The organism is Psychrobacter immobilis (assembly GCF_003148585.1).
Taxonomy (GTDB): Bacteria; Pseudomonadota; Gammaproteobacteria; order Pseudomonadales; family Moraxellaceae; genus Psychrobacter; species Psychrobacter immobilis.
Map to the genome: position 1 here is coordinate 231,276 of NZ_QGGM01000003.1, position 19,454 is coordinate 250,729.

Sequence of the window (19,454 nt, forward strand, 5' to 3'; positions counted from 1 at the left end):
GAGCGTCACATCCGCATATTGGCTCTCATTGATGATAATAAAAGGCCATTAATGAATAATAGGTAGATTTTTATGGCGTTAATAGTACAGAAATACGGCGGCACCTCGATGGGCAGTATCGACCGCATCAAAAACGTCGCCAAACGAGTCAAACGCTGGCATGACAACGGTCATCAAATAGTTGTTGTCGTCTCTGCCATGAGCGGCGAAACCAACCGTTTGATTGATCTAGCACGCCAAATTAGCACTCAGCCTGATCCCCGTGAATACGACCAAATGGTCTCAACCGGTGAGCAAGTATCGATTTCATTGCTTGCTATGGCGATTAAAGAGCTTGGTATAGGCGCTCGTTCATTTACTGGTCGTCAAGTCGCGATTAAGACCGACAATGCCCACAATAAAGCCCGTATCGAAAGCATCGATGACAAAAATATCCGCGCGCAACTCGATGCAGGCAATGTCGTCATCGTCGCAGGCTTTCAAGGTATTGACGACGAAGGCAACGCGACCACATTAGGGCGCGGCGGCTCTGATACCACAGGTGTCGCTATTGCTGCTGCCTTGGGTGCTGATGAATGTCAGATTTATACCGATGTTGATGGCGTTTATACCACTGACCCTCGTGTGACCTCAAAAGCCAAAAAACTTGAAAAAATCACCTTTGAAGAAATGCTAGAGATGGCAAGTCTTGGCTCTAAGATTTTACAGATTCGTTCGGTAGAATTCGCCGGTAAATATGGTGTACCACTGCGCGTATTATCTAGCTTTGATGAAAACAACGATGGTAGCTTCGACCAAGAATTTCAAGACAATGTCGGCACCCTAATTACGATAGACGAAGGAGACAATATGGAACAGGCAATCATCTCAGGTATCGCTTTTAATCGAGACGAAGCAAAAATAGTCGTGCGCGGTGTACCTGATCATCCTGGTATTGCCTCTGCTATTCTCAGCCCTATCGGTCACGCCAATATCGAAATTGATATGATAGTGCAAAACCTCTCTACCAACGGCACCACCGACTTTACTTTTACTGTCAACCGTACTGACATGGACAAAACCATGAAAGTACTAGAGAATGAAGTCAAAGATGAGATCGGTGCTAAAGAGATATTGGCTAATGATGAAGTCGTTAAAGTCTCTTTAGTCGGCGTCGGCATGCGCTCTCATGCTGGTGTTGCGAGCCTCATGTTCCAAACGCTTGCTGAAAACAATATCAATATTCAAATGATATCAACCAGCGAAATCAAAGTGTCTGTCCTTATCCAAGAACAGTATTTAGAAAAAGCCGTTAAATCACTACATACCGCATTTGGTCTGGATCGTGAAGATGGCGAAAGTAAAATCGCTGGGCTATAACTTATTTTAAAACGCTTAAAATAATCGATTTAGCATCAACAGTTATGCATTAAGTCAGTATCAATTACTTTCAACAATGTATTAAATTAAATAGGGTCTTTTTAGATCCTATTTTTATTTTTTATTATTGCTAGGGTGACTATTTACCCAATAGTTTTGTGAAAACCCGTGACAGTCTCTGTTATGCCCCCTATAATGGAGCTTTCATTTGGGCTAAATGAATCTACCTATCATTACCGCTATTGGCACAATAGTAAGCATTGTGGTTGTCATTGATACATTGTCTTTCTAGTGCTGCGGTAATGTCCTGCAATTGAGAAGTAATCTGATGAGTAATAATTTGTTGATGCGACATAAGGAGTGTGACGCATGTTAATTTTGACACGCCGCGTGGGCGAAACGCTAATGATTGGTGATGAGGTCAGTGTGACTGTCCTAGGTGTCAAAGGCAATCAAGTACGTATCGGTGTCAATGCACCGAAAGATATTGCCGTACACCGCGAAGAGATTTACCAACGTATTCAGCATGAGCGTTCTGTACAGTCGCAAATGCAACATCTTGAGCAAGGCAATTTTGCGCCTTCATTTGATGACGAAGACTATTTCAATCGCTAAGTTACATACTTTCACTTTTTTAATCTGCTCTGAGGTCATTTATTTATGAGTATCCGCCAATCAGACGTATCGGCTCTACTTAATGGTTTGGATAAAAAAGCCATTGGATTCAATGATGTCATCAGTTTTATTGATGATTTTTATCGCTACGCACCTGCCCCGTTTGTGAACGGTATGGTACACAATGCAGCTGGTGAAAATGAAGGTAGTGCGAAAATTTTTGGCTTTGCCAAGCACCATGGTCTGAATCAATTGGACACGCTAAAACTGTTTGGCGAGCATTATGCCAAAGTTCAAGCAACTCCTAACGGTACTGACCATGCCAATATCCGCAATTTTTTACATTGGGGCTGGCAAGGGTTTTTGATGCAAAAAAACCCACTAACGGTTCGCCCTAGTGTTGATACGACGGCGCTTTAAAAAGTTATTAAATAAGAAAAGGCCACGCTAATCAGCGTGGCCTTTTTTATGTGCTTCATTTTTTATCATAAAACTTAGCCATCAGTCTATTTATCACGAAACTTGACTGGTTGGACTGCGCCTTTCGGATTAGGCATGTTTGGATAATGATGCTCATGCTCGACATCACATTCCGCCCCAACGATAGAACCATCGTCTTTGACTGGCTTATGAATATAGCCTGTGCGCTCGGCAGGTGGTAGATGCTCGTGTTCCCACACCATCACCGCTTGCATACAGGTTTCGCGCTGCTCAGCGGTCAGCTTGCGACCATCAGGCCACTTACCCAACTCAATCGCCATGCGGAATTTATCCACCACTTCTGGCGTTAAACTTGCTAATATCGTTTGCTTATCCATCCTACCTATTCTCCACCACTATTTTTATAACATATTTTTTATAACGTTTGTATATAAAAGAGACACTTATTCGTCGTCCATAATATCATCATCCACGTCAAGACTGAATTCCTCAGCATGGACGTTCCAGTGCAATTTGGTGCGACAAGCTTCATAAAAATCAAACCCTGGCGGGTGCAATAAAGTAAGCTTATCTGGATGCTTACGAATATAGAGCCGTTGCTCTTGCTCAAGTGGCACGCTTGGCTTGCCGTCTGCGCTAACCATCGGCTGAGTGCGATTGTCTTCATGAATGCGAATGCATACTTCGCTATTACCGCTCACCACAATCGGTCTGCTAGACAAAGTATGGGGATGCATGGGCACCAAACAGATAGCATCCATACTCGGATGGATGATGGGACCGCCGCCAGAGAGTGCATAGGCCGTTGAACCGGTAGGCGTTGCTGCAATCAAACCATCACTATGCTGACGGTAGACATCTTGACCATCGATTTTCATCTGAAAATCAATCATATGAACCGATTTTCCCGCATGCAATACGATATCATTGAGCGCCATATCTTCATGAATGATAGTGCGTCCTTCTCGTATCTCCATCGTCAATAGAAAACGATGATCCAGCTGGTAATCACCCATCAAAACTTGGCGCAATTTAAACGCCGCTTCATCAGGTTTTACATCCGCTAAGAAACCAAGCCGACCACGGTTGACGCCAAGTACAGGCACACGGTAGCGTGCCAACGCTTCAGCCGCGTGCAATATCGAACCATCACCGCCAACAACGATGACCAAATCACAAATCTCGCCAATTAAACTACGCTTAACGATTTTGACTTTTTCGATCTCAGTGAGGTTCAAAGTGGGCAAGTTCGCCGTTTGCACATCCATAATCAATGTGAGATTCATCTCATTGATAGTCTGGGCAATTTGCACCAAGCTTTGAGTGACACTGCGTTTACCAGCGCGACCCATGAGCCCAATGCGCCTAAAAGCAGGGTTTTTGATAGCGTGGAACAGCTCTGATTCATGTAAGTGCGGCAATCTTGCGGATTGCGCTGAGTTTTCCATAAAACGACTCGGCATAACGGTAAAGTACTCGCCAATGATAGCGATAAACGAGCGTTTAGACTAGCATGTTTATGAATTATCGTTGTTAACTGTCGTAATCAACCCCATATAAAAGCCATCGCACGTTACTCTTAAACGTGTTTTTTTAGCTAAGCAATACGCCAAAATACATCAACTAATAATAGCTCCATAAGGTCGTGAAGCCTTGATGGCTGTCACGTAAACACAGTTGACAATAATGGCGGTTTTGCTAAAGTAGCTAGCATTACTATTATTTATATTTTATTAAGGACAACTTTATGGCCAATCCTATTGTCAGTCGCGCAGAACTTGCGATCGGCGGTAAGCCAATGACGGTCAAGGGCGTGATTCAAAAGACCAGTCTATTACTTGGATTATCTGCGATCACTGGTGTGGGCTTTTTCTTTTATGCCCTTATGGCAGGCTTGTCGCAAGGCTTTATCACGATGGCTGCCTTCGGTAGTATGTTTGCCGCTTTTGGTCTCGCGCTTTTTATCACTTTTAAACCACACAAAGCCAAAACCTTTGCGGTGCCTTATGCACTGTTAGAAGGCATATTTTTAGGCGGCATCTCGCTGTTCTTTATGCGGATGTATCCGAGTGTACCAGTGACCGCTATGTGTGCCACTTTTGTGACGGCAGCCGTTATGCTAGGGCTATATCGCTCAGGTCTGGTCAAAGTGACTGAAAAGTTCCGCTCAATTGTGACTTCAGCATTGATTGCGATTATGCTGGTTTATGTGGCGCAATGGGTACTTTCTTTAGCGTTTGGTTCAAGCTTACCCTTCTTATTTGAAGGTGGCGCTATCGCTATCGGCTTTAGCTTATTTGTGATTATCATCGCCTCTTTTACGCTTTTACTAGACTTCGATAATATCGATCGCGGTGTGGCAATGGGCGTCTCTGAAGACTACGAATGGTTATTTAGTATTGGTATTCTTGCAACGCTTGTGTGGATGTACATTGAATTTATGCGTTTGCTTAGCTACTTACAAGACTAATCTAAAAACCAGTTAATCATTATTTAAATCAGATCGTTATTTAAATAAAAAACCGCCTTAGCTATGTATATAGTTAAAGGCGGTTTTTTTATGGGTAAAGTTAAATATTTATGATAGACATACTATCTGGAAAAATGTGAGCAGCAAGGAAGATAAGTCTCAGTACTACATTAGTAGGCTAAGTAAGTTTGACGCAGCTAATCGTTTTTTTGAATGGGTATCAAGCGCGTTTTAAGCGCAGCGCATTTAAAACCACAAACAATGAACTTAATGACATACCAATAGCCGCCAGCCAAGGTGGCACATAGCCTAACGCTGCTGGTATTAGCACACTGCCATTATAAATGAGTGCCCAGCGGAAGTTTTGTTTGATAATACGTTCCGTTTTATCAGAGATACGCTTAGCCGCAGTAATAGCGTCGATTTGACCATTTAAGATAATACTGTCACTCGATACTTGTGCCAAATCTGCCGCCCCCGCAATAGAAGTTGAGACATCTGCTGCTGCTAGCACTGGCGCATCGTTGATACCGTCTCCCACCATCAACACTACGCCACCTTCCGCCTGTAGCTTTTGAATGTGAGTGACCTTGTCTGTTGGCGACAGACCGTTGTAAGCAGAATGCATTCCTAAACTTTCAGCCAATACCAGCGCTTGCGGGCTTGGGTCACCAGTCAACATAACTGTTTCAATACCCAACTCTTTAAGCGTATCGAGCATGGCTTTGGCACTATCACGCACCTTATCATTGAAATAGAAGCATGCCAGCGCTTGCCAAGTGAACGAATCATTTTGTTGACAAGATAAAACCACCGCTGAGCTGGCGCGCTGTGATAATAAATCAATAACCATATCATTATCAGCATCGTTCAACGCAAAATCCACATGACCAATTCGATATAATACGCCATCAATCATTGCCTCGACACCGCCTGCTGGATAATGCTGTAAGGCCTGCGTCGATGGCAAATGCAACTGATAGGCAGCGGTAAGCAGCGCGTGTGCAATAGGATGGCGACTGCCCACTTCTAAGGCAGCGGCGATTGCTAATAGCGTATCTTTTTGCTCATCTGTAGCCGTTGCAATATCATTGTCTTTAAGCAGCTCAATATTTAATAAATTCGGCTTACCATAAGTTAAAGTGCCTGTTTTATCAAAGGCGACATGAGTGATTTCAGCGAGCGTTTGTAGCGTATGTCCACGCGTTGTCAAAAAGCCATAGCTTGCCAATCGATTGGTCGCGACCGTCAGCGCAATTGGCGTCGCTAAAGACAGTGCACAAGGACAAGTCGCGACCAATACCGCGACCGTAGCCCAAATCGCTTGACTTGGGTCAACGATATACCAGCCAATGAATACCAAGACAGACAATACTAAAATACGCGCGACAAACCAGCGTGCCAGCTTATCAGCCTGCTGTGCCAGTTTGGGCTTTTCACTCATGGCACGGTTCATCAGACGATCAATCAAGCCAATTTGGCTGTCTGCTGGCAATGCTGTGACCAGCATCTCAAACGGTTGGCTATCGTTTTGTGCACCGCCAACGATATAGTCACCTTGGCTCTTGATAATCAAGTCGCCCTCACCCGTCAACAGGCTTTGCGACACGGTAGCAGTCTGACTCAGCAAAATACCATCGCTAATGATTTCAGAGCCAGCCTCAACTAAAATGATATCACCTACTTGCAAACTATGGGCGGTGACCATTTGTTTTTCTTTTGCCTCATCTGCTGCTGTTGGTAAGGCTAATTGTTGAGTACGCGCGAGTTGCCAGTCTTGTGCAATTTTCGATGTGAGCCGATGAACATTGGCATCCATGCTTTGCATAAAATTAGGCGTTGGATTGGCTGATGTGCTCGCCTCATTTGTATCCAAATTACTGACTTGATTACTCACGTCTTCATTTTCAGCTGTTTTCTCGAGCTCATTTTTCTTTAACTGCTGTAATATAAGCTCGGCGGCTTCTTTATCTTCCGCAATTTTTTGTACCAGTACTGGCTCAACCACGACCAAGTCATTGGCCATAGTGGCGGCTTTTAGGCGGGCATTATGTTCAATGTAACGCCCTGCCAGTAAAAAGAAAATAAACATGCTGACCGAATCGTAATAGGTTTCCCCTTGCCCAGTGATGGTGGCATATAGGCTCGCGAAAAAAGTCACAATCAGCGCGATACTGACGGGCACATCCATATTGACTTGACGGGCACGAATTGCCGACCACGCTGAGGTAAAGAACGGGATACCCGCATAGAAGAAAACGGGCGTACTGACAAATAAAGACACCCAGCGCAAAAAATCACGCTGAAATATTAGCATATCGCTGTATTCACCAAAATAGATGGCAACGGCATACATCATCGCTTGCATCGAGCCCAACGCGGCAATGCCAAGACGTATCAGCATTTGGTTGTTATGACGCGCCAGCATCGCCTCATGCGTATCTTGACGATAAGGCTTGGCCTCGTAGCCTATTTCATTAATGGTGGCAAGAATACGGCTGATCGGCAGCTTATCCTCGTTCCATATCACTCGCATCCGCTGATTGGTCAAATTCACCTGACATTTACTGATGCCCTCTAACTCATCGAGACGCGACTCAATTAGCCAAGTACATGCCGCGCAGCGTAGGTTATTGACGGACAGCTCTGCAACCGACAGTCCGTCTTGAGCATAGACGAATTGTGATTTGATCTCGTCATGGTCATACGCCTCAAGGCAAGTCAACTGCGTCGGTAGACTTGCCGTACGATTAATCTCTGAGCGGTCCAAGTAATACTGCTCAAGCCCCGCCTCTACGATGCTTTGAGAGGCTAACTGACAGCCCATACAGCACATCTCACGCGGCTTACCCAATATCTTGGCATGGAACGGCGGCTGCGGTACAGGATCACCGCAGTGGAAACAGTGACCTGCGAGTGGCAGTACTAAACCTTCGATGATAGAGTTATCTTCATAATGCTGGCTGGTGGTCGATGCCATTGATGATGGGACATTGGACATAATCGCGCTTACTTCCTTTAGACAGGTTTGCTCGAACCTTATTCGCTTTAAGTAAACTTACTATCATTAACGAGACTCAACGCCTATGCAGAAGACTTATCTAAAACAGCTATTTTAAATAACTCTCAGCACGGCTCACAAAAAATAAAACAATAACAGTAGCGGTTAACTCATAAAAAACACATCGTTGGCGCATCTCTAAACTGCTATCGTGCATGGCTATGTGACATGGTGACATGAAGCTAATATGACACTTATATGACAATAATACTGTCAATCTAAAGCTTTTAATGCTTTGTTAGCAATGACCGTGTTTTAACAGAGATTATACTATAAGCAAGTGCTGTGAAGAGCATAACTACTCACCGCTTACAATCAATGAATGCCTGCGTTGACGATGATAGATTGAAAAATTTGTCAATTTGCGTCATTATGAGGCAGTTTTTTATACCAAAATGGTGCGACATCAGTGCAAACATCCAATTCCAAGTTACCAAATACCAAGTTAACACAGTCCTCTAAATCTGTTAACCACACGCTCCCTTCACAGCAGCGTGGGTTGGTATTTAGTAGTCTTATCTTAATTGTCATTATTGCTGGCATGGTGCTCTTGGCGCTATATTTAATCAAACTTGATCGCACCATTACCCATAAGTTCGAGGGTAAGCGCTGGGATATTCCTGCCAAAGTGTATTCGCAGCCGCTTGAATTGTATCAAGGCGCGAGTGTCGACAAAGATACGATGAAGACATGGCTGGAGTTGCTGAACTATCAAAGCAACAAAGCTTATGATCGCACGGGAACTTATCATAGATCAGGTAATACCTACTTTATTCATACTCGCGGTTTTACTTATAGCGCCAACGATGTGGATAAAGAGCAAGTCATAAAAATGACCATTGCTGGTAATAAGATTGAGTCCGTACAAAGCACTTTGCCTGCCAAAAGCGGCATCATTCGCTTAGAGCCGGTGAGTATCGGTGGTATTTATCCTGACAGTAATGAAGATCGTTTGGTCGTCTCGTTAGATGAAGTGCCACAACCACTCATTGATGCGTTAATAGCCACGGAAGACCGTGCGTTTTATGAGCACAAAGGCGTCTCTATACGAGGCATTGCACGTGCCGTACTGAACAACTTCTCTGGTGGCTCTAGACAAGGCGGCTCGACCATCACTCAGCAGCTGATTAAAAACTTCTATCTCAATTCAGACCGTACGCTGAAGCGCAAAGCCAACGAAGCGTTAATGGCAGTATTGCTCGAGCTACATTATAGCAAAGATGAAATTCTACAAACGTACCTCAACGAGATTTATTTGGGTCAAAACGGCAACCGCTCTATTAATGGTTTTGGCTTGGCATCACAGTTTTACTTTGATAAGCCACTGAATGAGCTGCGCTTGGATCAGCAAGCCCTGTTAGTCGGTATGGCAAAAGGCCCGAGTATCTACAACCCACGTCGCCATCCAAACGATTCAAAAGCGCGCCGTGACGTCGTGCTGGGCAACATGCTGGCCGTTGGCTCACTCAGTCAAGAAGACTATGAAAAAGCGCTAAAGCAGCCACTTGGTGTCGTGGACAAACCTGTCGAAGGCAAAAGTCAATTCCCTGACTTTTTGGATATCGTCAAGCGCGAGCTGAATACCGTGTACTATTCTGATGACCTCAAGAATGAAGGTCTTATCATTATCAGTACTTTAGACCCTATTGCACAATTAGCCGCAGACAAAGCAGTTGATAGAAAACTGGGTGAGCTGCGTCGTAACAGTAGCAAAACTAAAGACTTGCAAGGTGCTCTAGTGAGTGCCAATCCTGAGACTGGTGAGCTGGTCTCTGTGGTGGGCAGTGGCAGTGAATTTACCGGCTTTAACCGTGCTGTCGATGCCAAGCGCCAAGTGGGTTCTTTATTGAAGCCTATTATTTATATGACAGCGCTTGAAAGTGGGCGTTATAATCTTGCAAGCTCAGTCGATGACTCACCGATTACCGTGAATCTAAGCGATGGTACTAAATGGAACCCCAAGAACTATGACAATCGTGACCATGGTTATGTGCCATTTACCACCGCTTTATCAAAGTCTTATAACCAAGCAGCGGTACGCTTAGGTATGGAGTTTGGGGTCGATACCTTTGCCAAGCAGTTACAGCGCATGGGAATTAAAGAAAAAATACCACCCTACCCGTCAGCATTGTTAGGTTCTGTTAATCTTAGCCCAATGGACATGCTTGGTGTCTATCAAGTCTTTGCAACTGGCGGCTTCCGTACGCCTATTCATAGTATTCGCACCGTCATTGATGACCGTGGTCGTATTTTACAACGTACTGGACTCAACACTCAGCGTAGTATTCCGCCTGAAACCAACTTCTTAATTAACTATGCTTTACAAGATGTGGTCAAAAACGGTACTGCCAAACGCGTGCAATCACTTGGTAGCAATCTAAATCTTGCTGGCAAAACAGGTACCACAAATGATTACCGCGATGCTTGGTTTGCAGGCTACAGTGGCAACTATGTCAGTGTGGTTTGGGTTGGCCGTGATGATAACAAGCCAATTGGCTTAAGCGGCGGTACTGGCGCATTGCCAGTTTGGGTTGACTATATGAATCGCTTGAAGCTGACGCCTGTGGCACTACCAGAGCCTGAAGGTATTGAATGGTTGTGGTTAGAGAACAACTCAGGCAAGTTGTCTAATGAGCGCTGTGCAGATGCACGCTATCTGCCTGTCTTGTCGGCATATTTACCAGAAGAAGCCAGCAGTTGCGCTGTCGGCTTATATCAACAAGATCGTGCTCGTGAACAGAACCAGCAGCGCCGTAGTGAAGGTTTAGAGATTCCAAATGGCGAAGCTGTTGATAGTGACAACCAAGAGAACAGTGATGGGTCAAATGGTAATGATGCAGAAAGTCGTGCCGATACTTGGTATGATCGTGCCGTTGAATGGTTCTAAAGTTATTTGTGAAACTTAAAAAAGGTCTCAACTTAATGTTATCTCTCAAGCAAACTGTATCAGCTAGGTCAGCCGTCATAACGCGGTCTATCAAAGTCAAGTCAGCCAATAAGATGCTGGCAGTCAGTGCTCTAGCTGGCATGTTGAGTTTGAGCGCTTGCCAGACTGCGCCGACTGCATCTACCGCAATAAAAACGGTACCGACTCAAACGCTGCCATCATCGCAAACAGCCAAAGCCCCCATAGCGACTGTGACGCAAGCGCCCATTGTCAGAACAGAGGACGAGGACGACTACCCCATTGAGCCTTATAATTCCTCCGAACCAGCCGAATCAACCAATCCGTTGACTCAAGAGACGCCTGTATTTACACCATCTAATCCTGTGTTGACCCAACCTGATCCAGTTATTATCATCCCTTCGCGTGATGACTACATCATCTCTGAGCCGTCAGCACCGTCACACAACGAATTGCTAGAACAGGCAAGAAAAAACTCGCAGCAACGGACACAGCAAGCTACTACCAACAATAGCAACTTGCCAGCATTTCGCAATTTGATGCAAGCAGGTATCAGTCAACTAAAAGCTGGCAAACTAACCAATGCTGAAAACAGCTTTACCCGTGCACAGCGCCTAGCACCTAAATCTTCTGCGGTGTATTTCTATTTGGCGCAAGTGGCATTAAAAAAGAACCAGCCGCGTAAAGCAGAAGCCATGGCACGCCGTGGTCTGAGTGTTTCTCAAGATACCAGTCGTCGCCGCGCGCTGTGGCAAATTATTTTGCAATCAGGACAAGCCCAAGGCAACGCTCGCGTCATCAGTGAAGCGAAGCAAGCCTTACGCTAATATCAAGACATACCGAAGTGAATAGAGACCAAGTTTATCATTTGGTATCTATTCACTTTTTATATTGTGCATACGCATCATTTATCCAAAATAGACATTTATTTTTAATTAAGGTTATCGTTATGGCATGGCAACAACTGCATTTACAATGTGAAAAAGCAAACGTCGATTTGGCTGAGGCACTGCTCCTAGAAGCAGGTGCATTATCCATCGCCTTAGACGACGCAGGTGACCAGCCTTTATTTGAGCCATTACCTGGTGAATCACCGCTATGGGATGAGGTTATCTTGACAGGGCTATTTGATGCGACCACCGATGCTGGCAGTCGTCAGGCAGTCGAGCAGCTCAGTCATGAAATCGCAGCACAAGTGCAAGCCACCCGTATCTGGCTCACGGCTGTCGATGATAAAGACTGGGAGCGCGAATGGATGAGCAATTACCATCCTATCGAATGTGCCAATAATTTATGGATTGTACCTAACTGGCTGACGCCGCCCAATCCTGAGGCGACTAATATTATTATGGATCCTGGCCTAGCTTTTGGTACAGGCTATCATGCCACTACCCGCTTATGTCTTGACTGGTTAACAGAACAAGATCTAAAAGACAAAGTGGTGATTGATTATGGTTGCGGTTCAGGTATTTTAGGCATTGCTGCTTTGTTATTAGGTGCACGCCACGTGTATGCTGTCGATATCGACCCACAAGCAGTGCTGGCAACCAATCAAAATGCCGCACGCAATCACGTTGGGGATCGTCTGCAAGCGTTTTTGCCAGAAGACTTCACTGACTACTGCACACAAAATGATGTGTTACCTGTAGACGTAATCGTTGCAAACATTCTAGCCAAGCCGCTCATTGGCTTAGCGCCTTACTTCGCCACCTTAATCGCACCAAAAGGTCGCATTGTATTGGCCGGTCTAATAGAGTCACAAACCGAACAGGTAACGGCGGCTTATCAACCTTATTTTGCGCTTGATGCAAAGCATGCTTTTACAGCGCAAGAAGACCAACATTGGCAGCGTTTATCTGGTACATTTACAGGCTAGCAACATTTAATTACATCTGTTACGATAGAGGGCAGTCAAATGTCATGCATTTGACGCCACTCTGTCCTTACCCATGATTTATGGACATTTACAGCTAATATTTAAAGCTGATACAAACGGCAGTATTAGCACTATAGGCAACTATTAGCGAGTGGCTAAGCGGTATTGATAACCATAATTTTTTGGATTCGACCCTATGACCACGCCCATAAAAACTCAGTGCCCTCATTGCCAAGCTTGCTTTAAAATACAGCAAACACAGTTGAATAAAGTAAACGCCACGGTTAGCTGTGATCAATGCCAACAGAGTTTTTTGGTCAATAAACATCTTATCCTCACTGCCGATGCTGTCAGTACTTCCGCGATTCAAAAAAATACAACGACTGACACCAATACGCTAGCCGATTCAAATCGACATTCTGCACAAACCGCTGACAATCATAATAAAAATCGACATGCAGCAGGCGCTTCTAAGTCACCACTCACTCCTCCACATTTAAAAAATATTTCATCTGATACTTTAATTGGGGACGATTTGATTCATGACGGCTTAATCTATGATGATATGGATAGCTATGAGCCAGAAGAAAGTGTTTTAGAGTATGATTCTCTAGATAGTATGGATGCTTGGCTGACTCAAGCAAGCAATATGAATAATAGCAGTTATACTTCTACAGCAGACAACCAACCAACAAGCAACCTCTCTAAAAAAACAGATAAAAACAACGCGTCATCAGCGAAAGTATCATCTGATGCTACAACAGAAAATTCCTCATCAGCACAAATGGCGCTCAGTTCAGCAGCCGCTAATGATATTCATGCCAATGTGGATGATACTGCGGATAATTCTTGGCTCGAAAAACTCCTAAAAGAACAAAATAAAGGCGAAGAGGTTCGACAAGACGATACCGATTTATCACAACTGTTGCTCGATATGGGTGTACCACTGAAAGATGAAGCGCCAACCGCCGAAGAGCGTGTGAGAAAAGCACAAGCAAAGTTTACACCTACGCCGCAGAGACGTTCTATCGCATCCTTACTATGGACACTAGGATGCTTAGTATTAGCACTGCTACTTTTTGCTCAATACGTCATTTTTAATCTAGAAACTTTGATGAAAAACCCAGTGCATGCAGAGCGCTTACAATCAGTATGTGCAGTCGCTGCCTGTAGTTTACCTAGTGCCGATCTAACAGCATTCACGATTACCAACCTTAATCATAAATCGAGTAAGATTAAGATGGATGGAAAGTCGAGCGATGTCAGTGCCACATTAAACAATCAAAGTGCCAAAGCACAGCTGTATCCGAATGTTAAAGTCAGCGTATACGGCGCAAATGATATGATTGGAGAATTCATCGCCACGCCAGCTGATTATCTATTAAGCAAGCAAAGCCAATTAGCGGCGGACAGCAGTCGAAACATATTATTTACCATCCCTGTTGCTAATAGACAAATTCGAGAAGTGACTATAAGTCCTCTGTATTGAATAGATAATTACCAAAAAAATAGCGGTTTCTATAAACAACCTTGTCTCTTAAAACTTCAGTCGTCAGAAAAACGTAGACAGGTCGCAAGTTCAGTAGTGATGCAAGTGCGACCCACCCAGTTATATTTTGTGGCAATGTTATAATAGTAAGCTCATACCCTAGTCATACTGCTGCCAATATAAGGTTAATCTGTCAGCGCTAAACGATATTAATTTGATATAATACCCTGATATCTTATGGTTTGACTCTTTCCAATCCCAAGGACATTATCTTATGGCACCTCATGCACAGCATAATGCCAATCATTTTGCCACAAGCTCTGAGCATCCTGCCGATTATAGTACAGCTAACCATCATTCAACTCGTCATGTTGACTCCTCATTAGACAGCGATGCGAGCCACCGGCATGAACCACTGCGCGTACATGTGGAGCGTGTGGTACGACAATACTTTGCGATGCTAGGTGATGAGATGCCGACCGACTTGTATGAGCTTATTTTAAAACAAGTTGAAGAGCCGCTATTATCGGTTGTTCTTGAAAAAACGCGGGGCAATCAAACCAAGTGTGCACAAATCTTAGGTCTGAATCGTGGCACTTTACGCAAAAAACTCAAAACTTATGACTTAATGTAGCATCTGCTATATGCATTTCTCTGTCTTTATTACCAATCATTATGTATGGCAATTTAACGTTATTGACGCTATCCACCATGATATTGTCTGCAAAAATTGTCATTGTCACCTTGCCAGACGTTTACGTCAGGCTTTTTTTATGGAAATTTTCTTATGAGTACAACCCCACTTGCTCTATTGTCAGTCTCTGATAAATCTAATATCGTTGAATTTGCGCAAGGCCTTATTAAGTCAGGCTTTGGCTTACTGTCTACTGGCGGTACTTATCGTTTACTCACAGAAAACAATGTCGCTGTGACCGAAGTATCCGATTACACAGGTTTTCCTGAAATGATGGATGGTCGAGTTAAAACACTACATCCTAAAATTCATGGTGGCATCCTAGGACGCCGTGGTACAGACGATGCCGTCATGAGTGAGCACGCGATTGAGCGTATTGATTTGGTTGTCGTGAATTTATATCCTTTTGCTGAAACCATTGCTCGTGCGGATGTCACCATGCACGATGCTATCGAAAACATCGACATCGGTGGTCCTACGATGGTGCGTTCTGCGGCGAAAAACCACGCTCATGTGGGTATCGTGACTGATCCAGCAGATTATGAGCGCATACTTGCCGCTTTAGGTGATGGTACCGAGCTGACACCTGCTCTGCGCTATGACTTAGCGGTTAAGGCTTTTGAGCATACTGCACAGTATGACGGAATGATTGCCAATTTCTTAGGTAGCCGTGTCAATGAAAGCCAGCAGCCTGAGAATTTCTCACGTACCTTTAATGTGCAGCTCGAAAAAGCACAGGATCTACGCTACGGCGAAAACCCACATCAAAACGCCGCTTTTTATACAGAAAACCATCCGCTAAAAAGCCAACAGGCCTCTATAGCGACTGCTAAGCAACTGCAAGGCAAGGCGCTGTCTTATAACAATATCGCCGATACTGATGCTGCTCTTGAGTGCGTCAAAGCCTTTAGCGCCCCTGCTTGCGTTATCGTTAAGCATGCCAACCCTTGCGGTGTCGCTGTGGATAACGATCAAGTAACCGCGTATAACACTGCCTTTAGTACTGACCCTGAGTCTTCTTTTGGCGGCATCATTGCTTTTAACCGCCCATTGACATTGGCAGCTGCTAAAACCATTATCGACAATCAGTTTGTAGAGGTTATTATTGCACCAAGCGTCGAAGATGGTGTTCTTGAAGCGACAGCTGCTAAGAAAAATGTCCGTGTATTGGTGTGCGGCGAACTGCCAGCGCCAGATCAACGCGATAGTCAGCTTGACTACAAGCGCGTCAACGGTGGCCTGCTAGTACAAGAGCAAGATCTTGGTTTGATTACGGCCAATGACTTAAAGATTGTCACTGATGTACAACCAACAGAAGCGCAAATCGCCGATCTATTATTCAGCTGGAATGTAGCAAAATACGTCAAATCTAATGCAATTGTTTATGCCAAAGGTCAGCGTACTATTGGTGTTGGTGCTGGTCAAATGAGCCGTGTCAACTCAGCTCGTATCGCCGCTATCAAGGCAGAGCACGCTGGATTGGCTACTGAAGGTGCTGTTATGGCATCAGATGCCTTTTTCCCTTTCCGTGATGGCATTGATAACGCTGCCCAAGTCGGTATTGCTGCTATTATCCAGCCAGGTGGGTCTATGCGTGATGATGAAACCATTGCTGCGGCAAATGAGCATGGCATCGCGATGGTATTCACTGGTATGCGTCATTTCCGCCATTAAATTGTTCCGTATCACTTTGAATATTAGCATTGATAGCAGTATTGAATTTCGTATCGCCATTAATGCTAAATCTTTATGATAAAAGTAATACTCATTAAAAAAGCCACTGTAGACAGTGGCTTTTTTATGCTTAAAACTTGAGAAGACTATTTGGAAAGAATAACTAAGTAAGTATCTCAAATTTTCCTTAATAGCTTTACTTCTAACGCCCTTGCGCGTTTGCTATATTGGCGTCATTAATTTCAACTTTATACACCAAACGTAGATAATCCAAGTAATCTTGTAGCTGATCTTGCCCCAAGTTATCACGAATGATGGCAGCTGTTTGTGCTCTTTGCACATCAGATAATGGCGACTGCTCCTCTGTTTTAATACGATCACCGACCAACAAAGTCGCGCCCATCTCAGTCTCACTGGCAATAGCAACGACGCCATTATTAGCTGCTTGCTGACTAAAGGCCAATCCGCGCTCTTTCTCTGTCAATAGAGTGGTTTGGCGATTCACTTCACCTAATGATTGAAAACGTACTGGCTGTTTATTGATATCAGCAGGCGTTTTAATACCAGCGGCTAGTTTCTTCGCCTCTTTTAGCGCCAATGCCGTGGCCTTTTCTTGACGTAATATCTGAGTGATTTTTGGTGTAGCAGCAGCTAAGCTAAGCGTTTTCGTAGGACGATAGTTGCTTGGCTGCACCCATACCGTCCCGTTACCGACTTCGATACCTGCGGTTACTGCCTGATCTTGAATGGTAAACTCATCAAAAGCCTGCTTAATCACTGCTGGTTGTGATAACTCCGATTTGTTGTTTTCTTTACGATAATCCTTGATACGTTTTAGCGTTACGTTCTCTTGCTGAGCAATATCTTCGATGCTAAAGCCATCTGCTGCCAAGTCATTAATCGCTGTTACTTTATCTGCATAGATTTCTTGACGCTTATATTCTTTGGCTTTTGCTGTCAGCTCTGCACGCATGCTTTCTAGGCTTGGGATTTTACTACCGTTATCTTCGGTTACGGTAAATATCTGGTAGCCAAAGCTAGTCTTAATAGGTGCTGTTACATCACCCACACTTAAGCCTTCTAAAGCCTGCTCAACCGCTGCGGCATCATTGCCAAACACAGAGGGATTAAAGGTACCAATATCGCCACCTGTTGCTCCTGATGGATCATCTGACTCAGTTTTAGCCAATGCGGCAAAAGACTCACCTTTATCCAAGCGGGCTTTGATTTTAGTCGCTCTGGTCTTCGCGTCTTTACCCGTTAATAGGATTTGACTGATTTTGCGTTCATCAACGACCGCTAGCCCTTGCTTATAAGCTTCATATTGCTGCTGCAAATCCTCTTCCGTAACTTCATTCACTTGAATGGTTTTAGGACTTAATTGCAAATATGCCAAATCTACCATCGCCGCACTTTTTAGTGTGTCTTTATTGGCATCATAATAGGCTTGTATATCGCCTTTGCTTAACTTGACCTGATCTACATAGTCTTGCCAATTAAATCGATGCAGCCAGATATTGCGCGACTCAAGTTGTAAGTCAATCAATTGACTGACCGCTTGCATGGGATATACTGCCGTGCCAACAATACTTGCATTGAGCTGGTCGAGGCTTAATTGGTTACGAAACTCAGCAAATAGCTGATCTTTAGTCATGCCGCGCTGGCGCAAGAAATTTGAAAATTGATCGTTAGAAAAATTACCTTCTGCGTCCTTAAAAATTTCTTCTTCACGCAATAGACGATTAATCGTGTCATCAGAGACTGTCATACCAAGCTTGCCCGCTTGCTGCTCCAATAGCGTACGATCAATGAGACCTTTGAGCACTTGCTCGTGCAATACATCTTCATTCAATAGACTCGCATCATCAACTTGTTCTAGTATTTCAGTACGACGGTTATTTACGGCAGTCTGATACTCGGACAACCCTACGCTTGCTTCACCCACCTGAGCGACTTGGTTGGGATCGACCCCGCCTCCAAAATAGCTTTCGACACCCAATAGAGCGAGCGGCGATAGGCATAAAATCAATAAAATGCGACCTGGCCAGCTTTTTAAGAAATCGCGCAATTTATCCATAGTTATCTCTGCTTTATAAACCTATATTGATGAAAAACCATTGTAATATTACTATTAATATCAATGCTATCTAAGCAGGCAATGGTAAGAATAAGAACGTGTGAATTTGATATAGAACAACAAGACTGAGTAAAACAGTCTTATTTAAACAACGCATCTATCGCGCGCCCTATGATACGTGATTTTTGATGCAGACTCAAAATATTCACGTGGTATGATACAAACTATAGCGATAAAAAAAGCACCTAATATCTAGGTGCTTTTTTATGATTCATATTATGACTTTTCAGCCATGCTATAAACCATATAATGCTTTACTAAGTAAATGCTGTGTTGATTCGTATATCACGTCGTTATACAGCATCCATTTTTAATAAAACGGCTTAGTTTAAACGCTCTTTTAAGTTTTTACCCGCTTTAAAGCTTGGTACTTTACTTGCTGGAATGCTAAGCTCTTCACCCGTCTTAGGGTTACGGCCAGTACGTGCTTTACGGTCTTTTACGCTGAAAGTACCAAAACCAACCAATGAGATGCTATCGCCAGCTTCTAGCGCTTCACCAACACTTTCCATAACAGCATTCAATGCATCGCCAGCTTGGGTTTTGTTTAGGCCACTTTTGTCTGCGATGCTATCAATTAATTCTGACTTATTCATAAAATTTCCTTCAAGTTTAAGGGGGATAATAAACGCTCACGCCAAGCATTGTAACGCTCTCATAGCATTTAAGCAATAAAAACTGCCTGACTGGCGTATTAACAGGTTTCGCTTTGTTATCGTCTTTATATCAAGGC

At 44.0% G+C, this 19,454-nt stretch carries 14 protein-coding genes and 1 pseudogene; 10 read left to right on the top strand and 5 right to left on the bottom strand.

Features of this window, described 5'->3' with window-relative positions:
• Nucleotides 1-72: 72 nt before the first annotated feature.
• The 3 genes and pseudogenes from C8D84_RS04375 to C8D84_RS04385 all read left to right on the top strand — a co-directional run bounded on the left by C8D84_RS04375 (nt 73) and on the right by C8D84_RS04385 (nt 2,394).
• Nucleotides 73-1,359 (top strand): aspartate kinase, encoded by a 1,287-nt coding sequence (locus C8D84_RS04375; RefSeq protein ID WP_109590357.1) that lies wholly within the window; start codon nt 73-75, stop codon nt 1,357-1,359.
• A gap of 369 nt (nt 1,360-1,728) precedes the next feature.
• Nucleotides 1,729-1,896 (top strand): annotated as a pseudogene (gene csrA / locus C8D84_RS04380) (carbon storage regulator CsrA); the annotation flags it as partial.
• A 123-nt stretch (nt 1,897-2,019) separates the two neighbouring features.
• A complete protein-coding gene (locus C8D84_RS04385; RefSeq protein WP_045445094.1) occupies nt 2,020-2,394 on the top strand; it encodes a HopJ type III effector protein in 375 nt (124 codons plus the stop codon).
• Nucleotides 2,395-2,480: 86 nt separating this feature from the next.
• Here C8D84_RS04385 and C8D84_RS04390 read toward each other — a convergent pair whose 3' ends face one another.
• Together C8D84_RS04390 and C8D84_RS04395 are read right to left on the bottom strand one after the other, a co-directional pair.
• Nucleotides 2,481-2,792 carry a YeaC family protein gene (locus tag C8D84_RS04390; protein WP_045451872.1) on the bottom strand — a complete coding sequence of 104 codons (312 nt, stop codon included), beginning with the start codon at nt 2,790-2,792 and terminating at the stop codon, nt 2,481-2,483.
• 66 nt (nt 2,793-2,858) lie between these two features.
• A complete protein-coding gene (locus C8D84_RS04395; protein WP_227675922.1) occupies nt 2,859-3,863 on the bottom strand; it encodes an NAD(+) kinase in 1,005 nt (334 codons plus the stop codon).
• Between the two features lie 299 nt (nt 3,864-4,162).
• Here C8D84_RS04395 and C8D84_RS04400 point away from each other — a divergent pair, with 299 nt between their 5' ends.
• A complete protein-coding gene (locus C8D84_RS04400) occupies nt 4,163-4,885 on the top strand; it encodes a Bax inhibitor-1/YccA family protein (RefSeq protein WP_045445091.1) in 723 nt (240 codons plus the stop codon).
• 220 nt (nt 4,886-5,105) lie between these two features.
• On the opposite strand, the gene C8D84_RS04405 is transcribed toward C8D84_RS04400, so the two are convergent.
• Entirely contained in the window at nt 5,106-7,886 is a 2,781-nt protein-coding gene (locus C8D84_RS04405; RefSeq protein WP_109590359.1) for a heavy metal translocating P-type ATPase, read from the bottom strand.
• Nucleotides 7,887-8,355: 469 nt separating this feature from the next.
• Here C8D84_RS04405 and mrcB point away from each other — a divergent pair, with 469 nt between their 5' ends.
• From mrcB to purH, 6 genes are all read left to right on the top strand, one after another.
• On the top strand, nt 8,356-10,833 hold the full coding sequence (gene mrcB / locus C8D84_RS04410; RefSeq protein ID WP_109590361.1) for a penicillin-binding protein 1B: 2,478 nt from the start codon (nt 8,356-8,358) through the stop codon (nt 10,831-10,833).
• 35 nt (nt 10,834-10,868) lie between these two features.
• Entirely contained in the window at nt 10,869-11,678 is an 810-nt protein-coding gene (locus tag C8D84_RS04415; protein ID WP_109590363.1) for a tetratricopeptide repeat protein, read from the top strand.
• Nucleotides 11,679-11,800: 122 nt separating this feature from the next.
• The gene (prmA, locus tag C8D84_RS04420; RefSeq protein WP_109590365.1) at nt 11,801-12,727 is read left to right on the top strand and encodes a 50S ribosomal protein L11 methyltransferase; all 927 of its coding nucleotides are present in this window, start codon (nt 11,801-11,803) and stop codon (nt 12,725-12,727) included.
• Nucleotides 12,728-12,923: 196 nt separating this feature from the next.
• Nucleotides 12,924-14,216, top strand: a complete 1,293-nt coding sequence (locus tag C8D84_RS04425) for a DUF3426 domain-containing protein (RefSeq protein WP_109590367.1) — start codon at nt 12,924-12,926, stop codon at nt 14,214-14,216.
• A gap of 274 nt (nt 14,217-14,490) precedes the next feature.
• Complete coding sequence (gene fis / locus C8D84_RS13955; RefSeq protein ID WP_109590369.1) at nt 14,491-14,850, top strand: DNA-binding transcriptional regulator Fis; 360 nt, start codon at nt 14,491-14,493, stop codon at nt 14,848-14,850.
• 153 nt (nt 14,851-15,003) lie between these two features.
• Nucleotides 15,004-16,584 carry a bifunctional phosphoribosylaminoimidazolecarboxamide formyltransferase/IMP cyclohydrolase gene (purH, locus tag C8D84_RS04435; RefSeq protein WP_109590371.1) on the top strand — a complete coding sequence of 527 codons (1,581 nt, stop codon included), beginning with the start codon at nt 15,004-15,006 and terminating at the stop codon, nt 16,582-16,584.
• A 202-nt stretch (nt 16,585-16,786) separates the two neighbouring features.
• Here the strand turns inward: purH and C8D84_RS04440 are convergent, their stop codons facing one another.
• Together C8D84_RS04440 and C8D84_RS04445 are read right to left on the bottom strand one after the other, a co-directional pair.
• Nucleotides 16,787-18,661 carry a SurA N-terminal domain-containing protein gene (locus C8D84_RS04440; protein ID WP_060490720.1) on the bottom strand — a complete coding sequence of 625 codons (1,875 nt, stop codon included), beginning with the start codon at nt 18,659-18,661 and terminating at the stop codon, nt 16,787-16,789.
• Nucleotides 18,662-19,044: 383 nt separating this feature from the next.
• Nucleotides 19,045-19,317, bottom strand: a complete 273-nt coding sequence (locus C8D84_RS04445; RefSeq protein WP_045445077.1) for an HU family DNA-binding protein — start codon at nt 19,315-19,317, stop codon at nt 19,045-19,047.
• Nucleotides 19,318-19,454: the final 137 nt, after the last annotated feature.

What these genes read in the sequence shown, in the direction of transcription:
- C8D84_RS04375 (WP_109590357.1), top strand. Translation starts at nt 73, where the DNA reads ATGGCGTTAATAGTACAGAAATACGGCGGCACCTCGATGGGCAGTATC.
- C8D84_RS04385 (WP_045445094.1), top strand. Translation starts at nt 2,020, where the DNA reads ATGAGTATCCGCCAATCAGACGTATCGGCTCTACTTAATGGTTTGGAT.
- C8D84_RS04390 (WP_045451872.1), bottom strand. Translation starts at nt 2,792, where the DNA reads ATGGATAAGCAAACGATATTAGCAAGTTTAACGCCAGAAGTGGTGGAT.
- C8D84_RS04395 (WP_227675922.1), bottom strand. Translation starts at nt 3,863, where the DNA reads ATGGAAAACTCAGCGCAATCCGCAAGATTGCCGCACTTACATGAATCA.
- C8D84_RS04400 (WP_045445091.1), top strand. Translation starts at nt 4,163, where the DNA reads ATGGCCAATCCTATTGTCAGTCGCGCAGAACTTGCGATCGGCGGTAAG.
- C8D84_RS04405 (WP_109590359.1), bottom strand. Translation starts at nt 7,886, where the DNA reads ATGTCCAATGTCCCATCATCAATGGCATCGACCACCAGCCAGCATTAT.
- C8D84_RS04415 (WP_109590363.1), top strand. Translation starts at nt 10,869, where the DNA reads ATGTTATCTCTCAAGCAAACTGTATCAGCTAGGTCAGCCGTCATAACG.
- prmA (WP_109590365.1), top strand. Translation starts at nt 11,801, where the DNA reads ATGGCATGGCAACAACTGCATTTACAATGTGAAAAAGCAAACGTCGAT.
- C8D84_RS04425 (WP_109590367.1), top strand. Translation starts at nt 12,924, where the DNA reads ATGACCACGCCCATAAAAACTCAGTGCCCTCATTGCCAAGCTTGCTTT.
- fis (WP_109590369.1), top strand. Translation starts at nt 14,491, where the DNA reads ATGGCACCTCATGCACAGCATAATGCCAATCATTTTGCCACAAGCTCT.
- purH (WP_109590371.1), top strand. Translation starts at nt 15,004, where the DNA reads ATGAGTACAACCCCACTTGCTCTATTGTCAGTCTCTGATAAATCTAAT.
- C8D84_RS04440 (WP_060490720.1), bottom strand. Translation starts at nt 18,661, where the DNA reads ATGGATAAATTGCGCGATTTCTTAAAAAGCTGGCCAGGTCGCATTTTA.
- C8D84_RS04445 (WP_045445077.1), bottom strand. Translation starts at nt 19,317, where the DNA reads ATGAATAAGTCAGAATTAATTGATAGCATCGCAGACAAAAGTGGCCTA.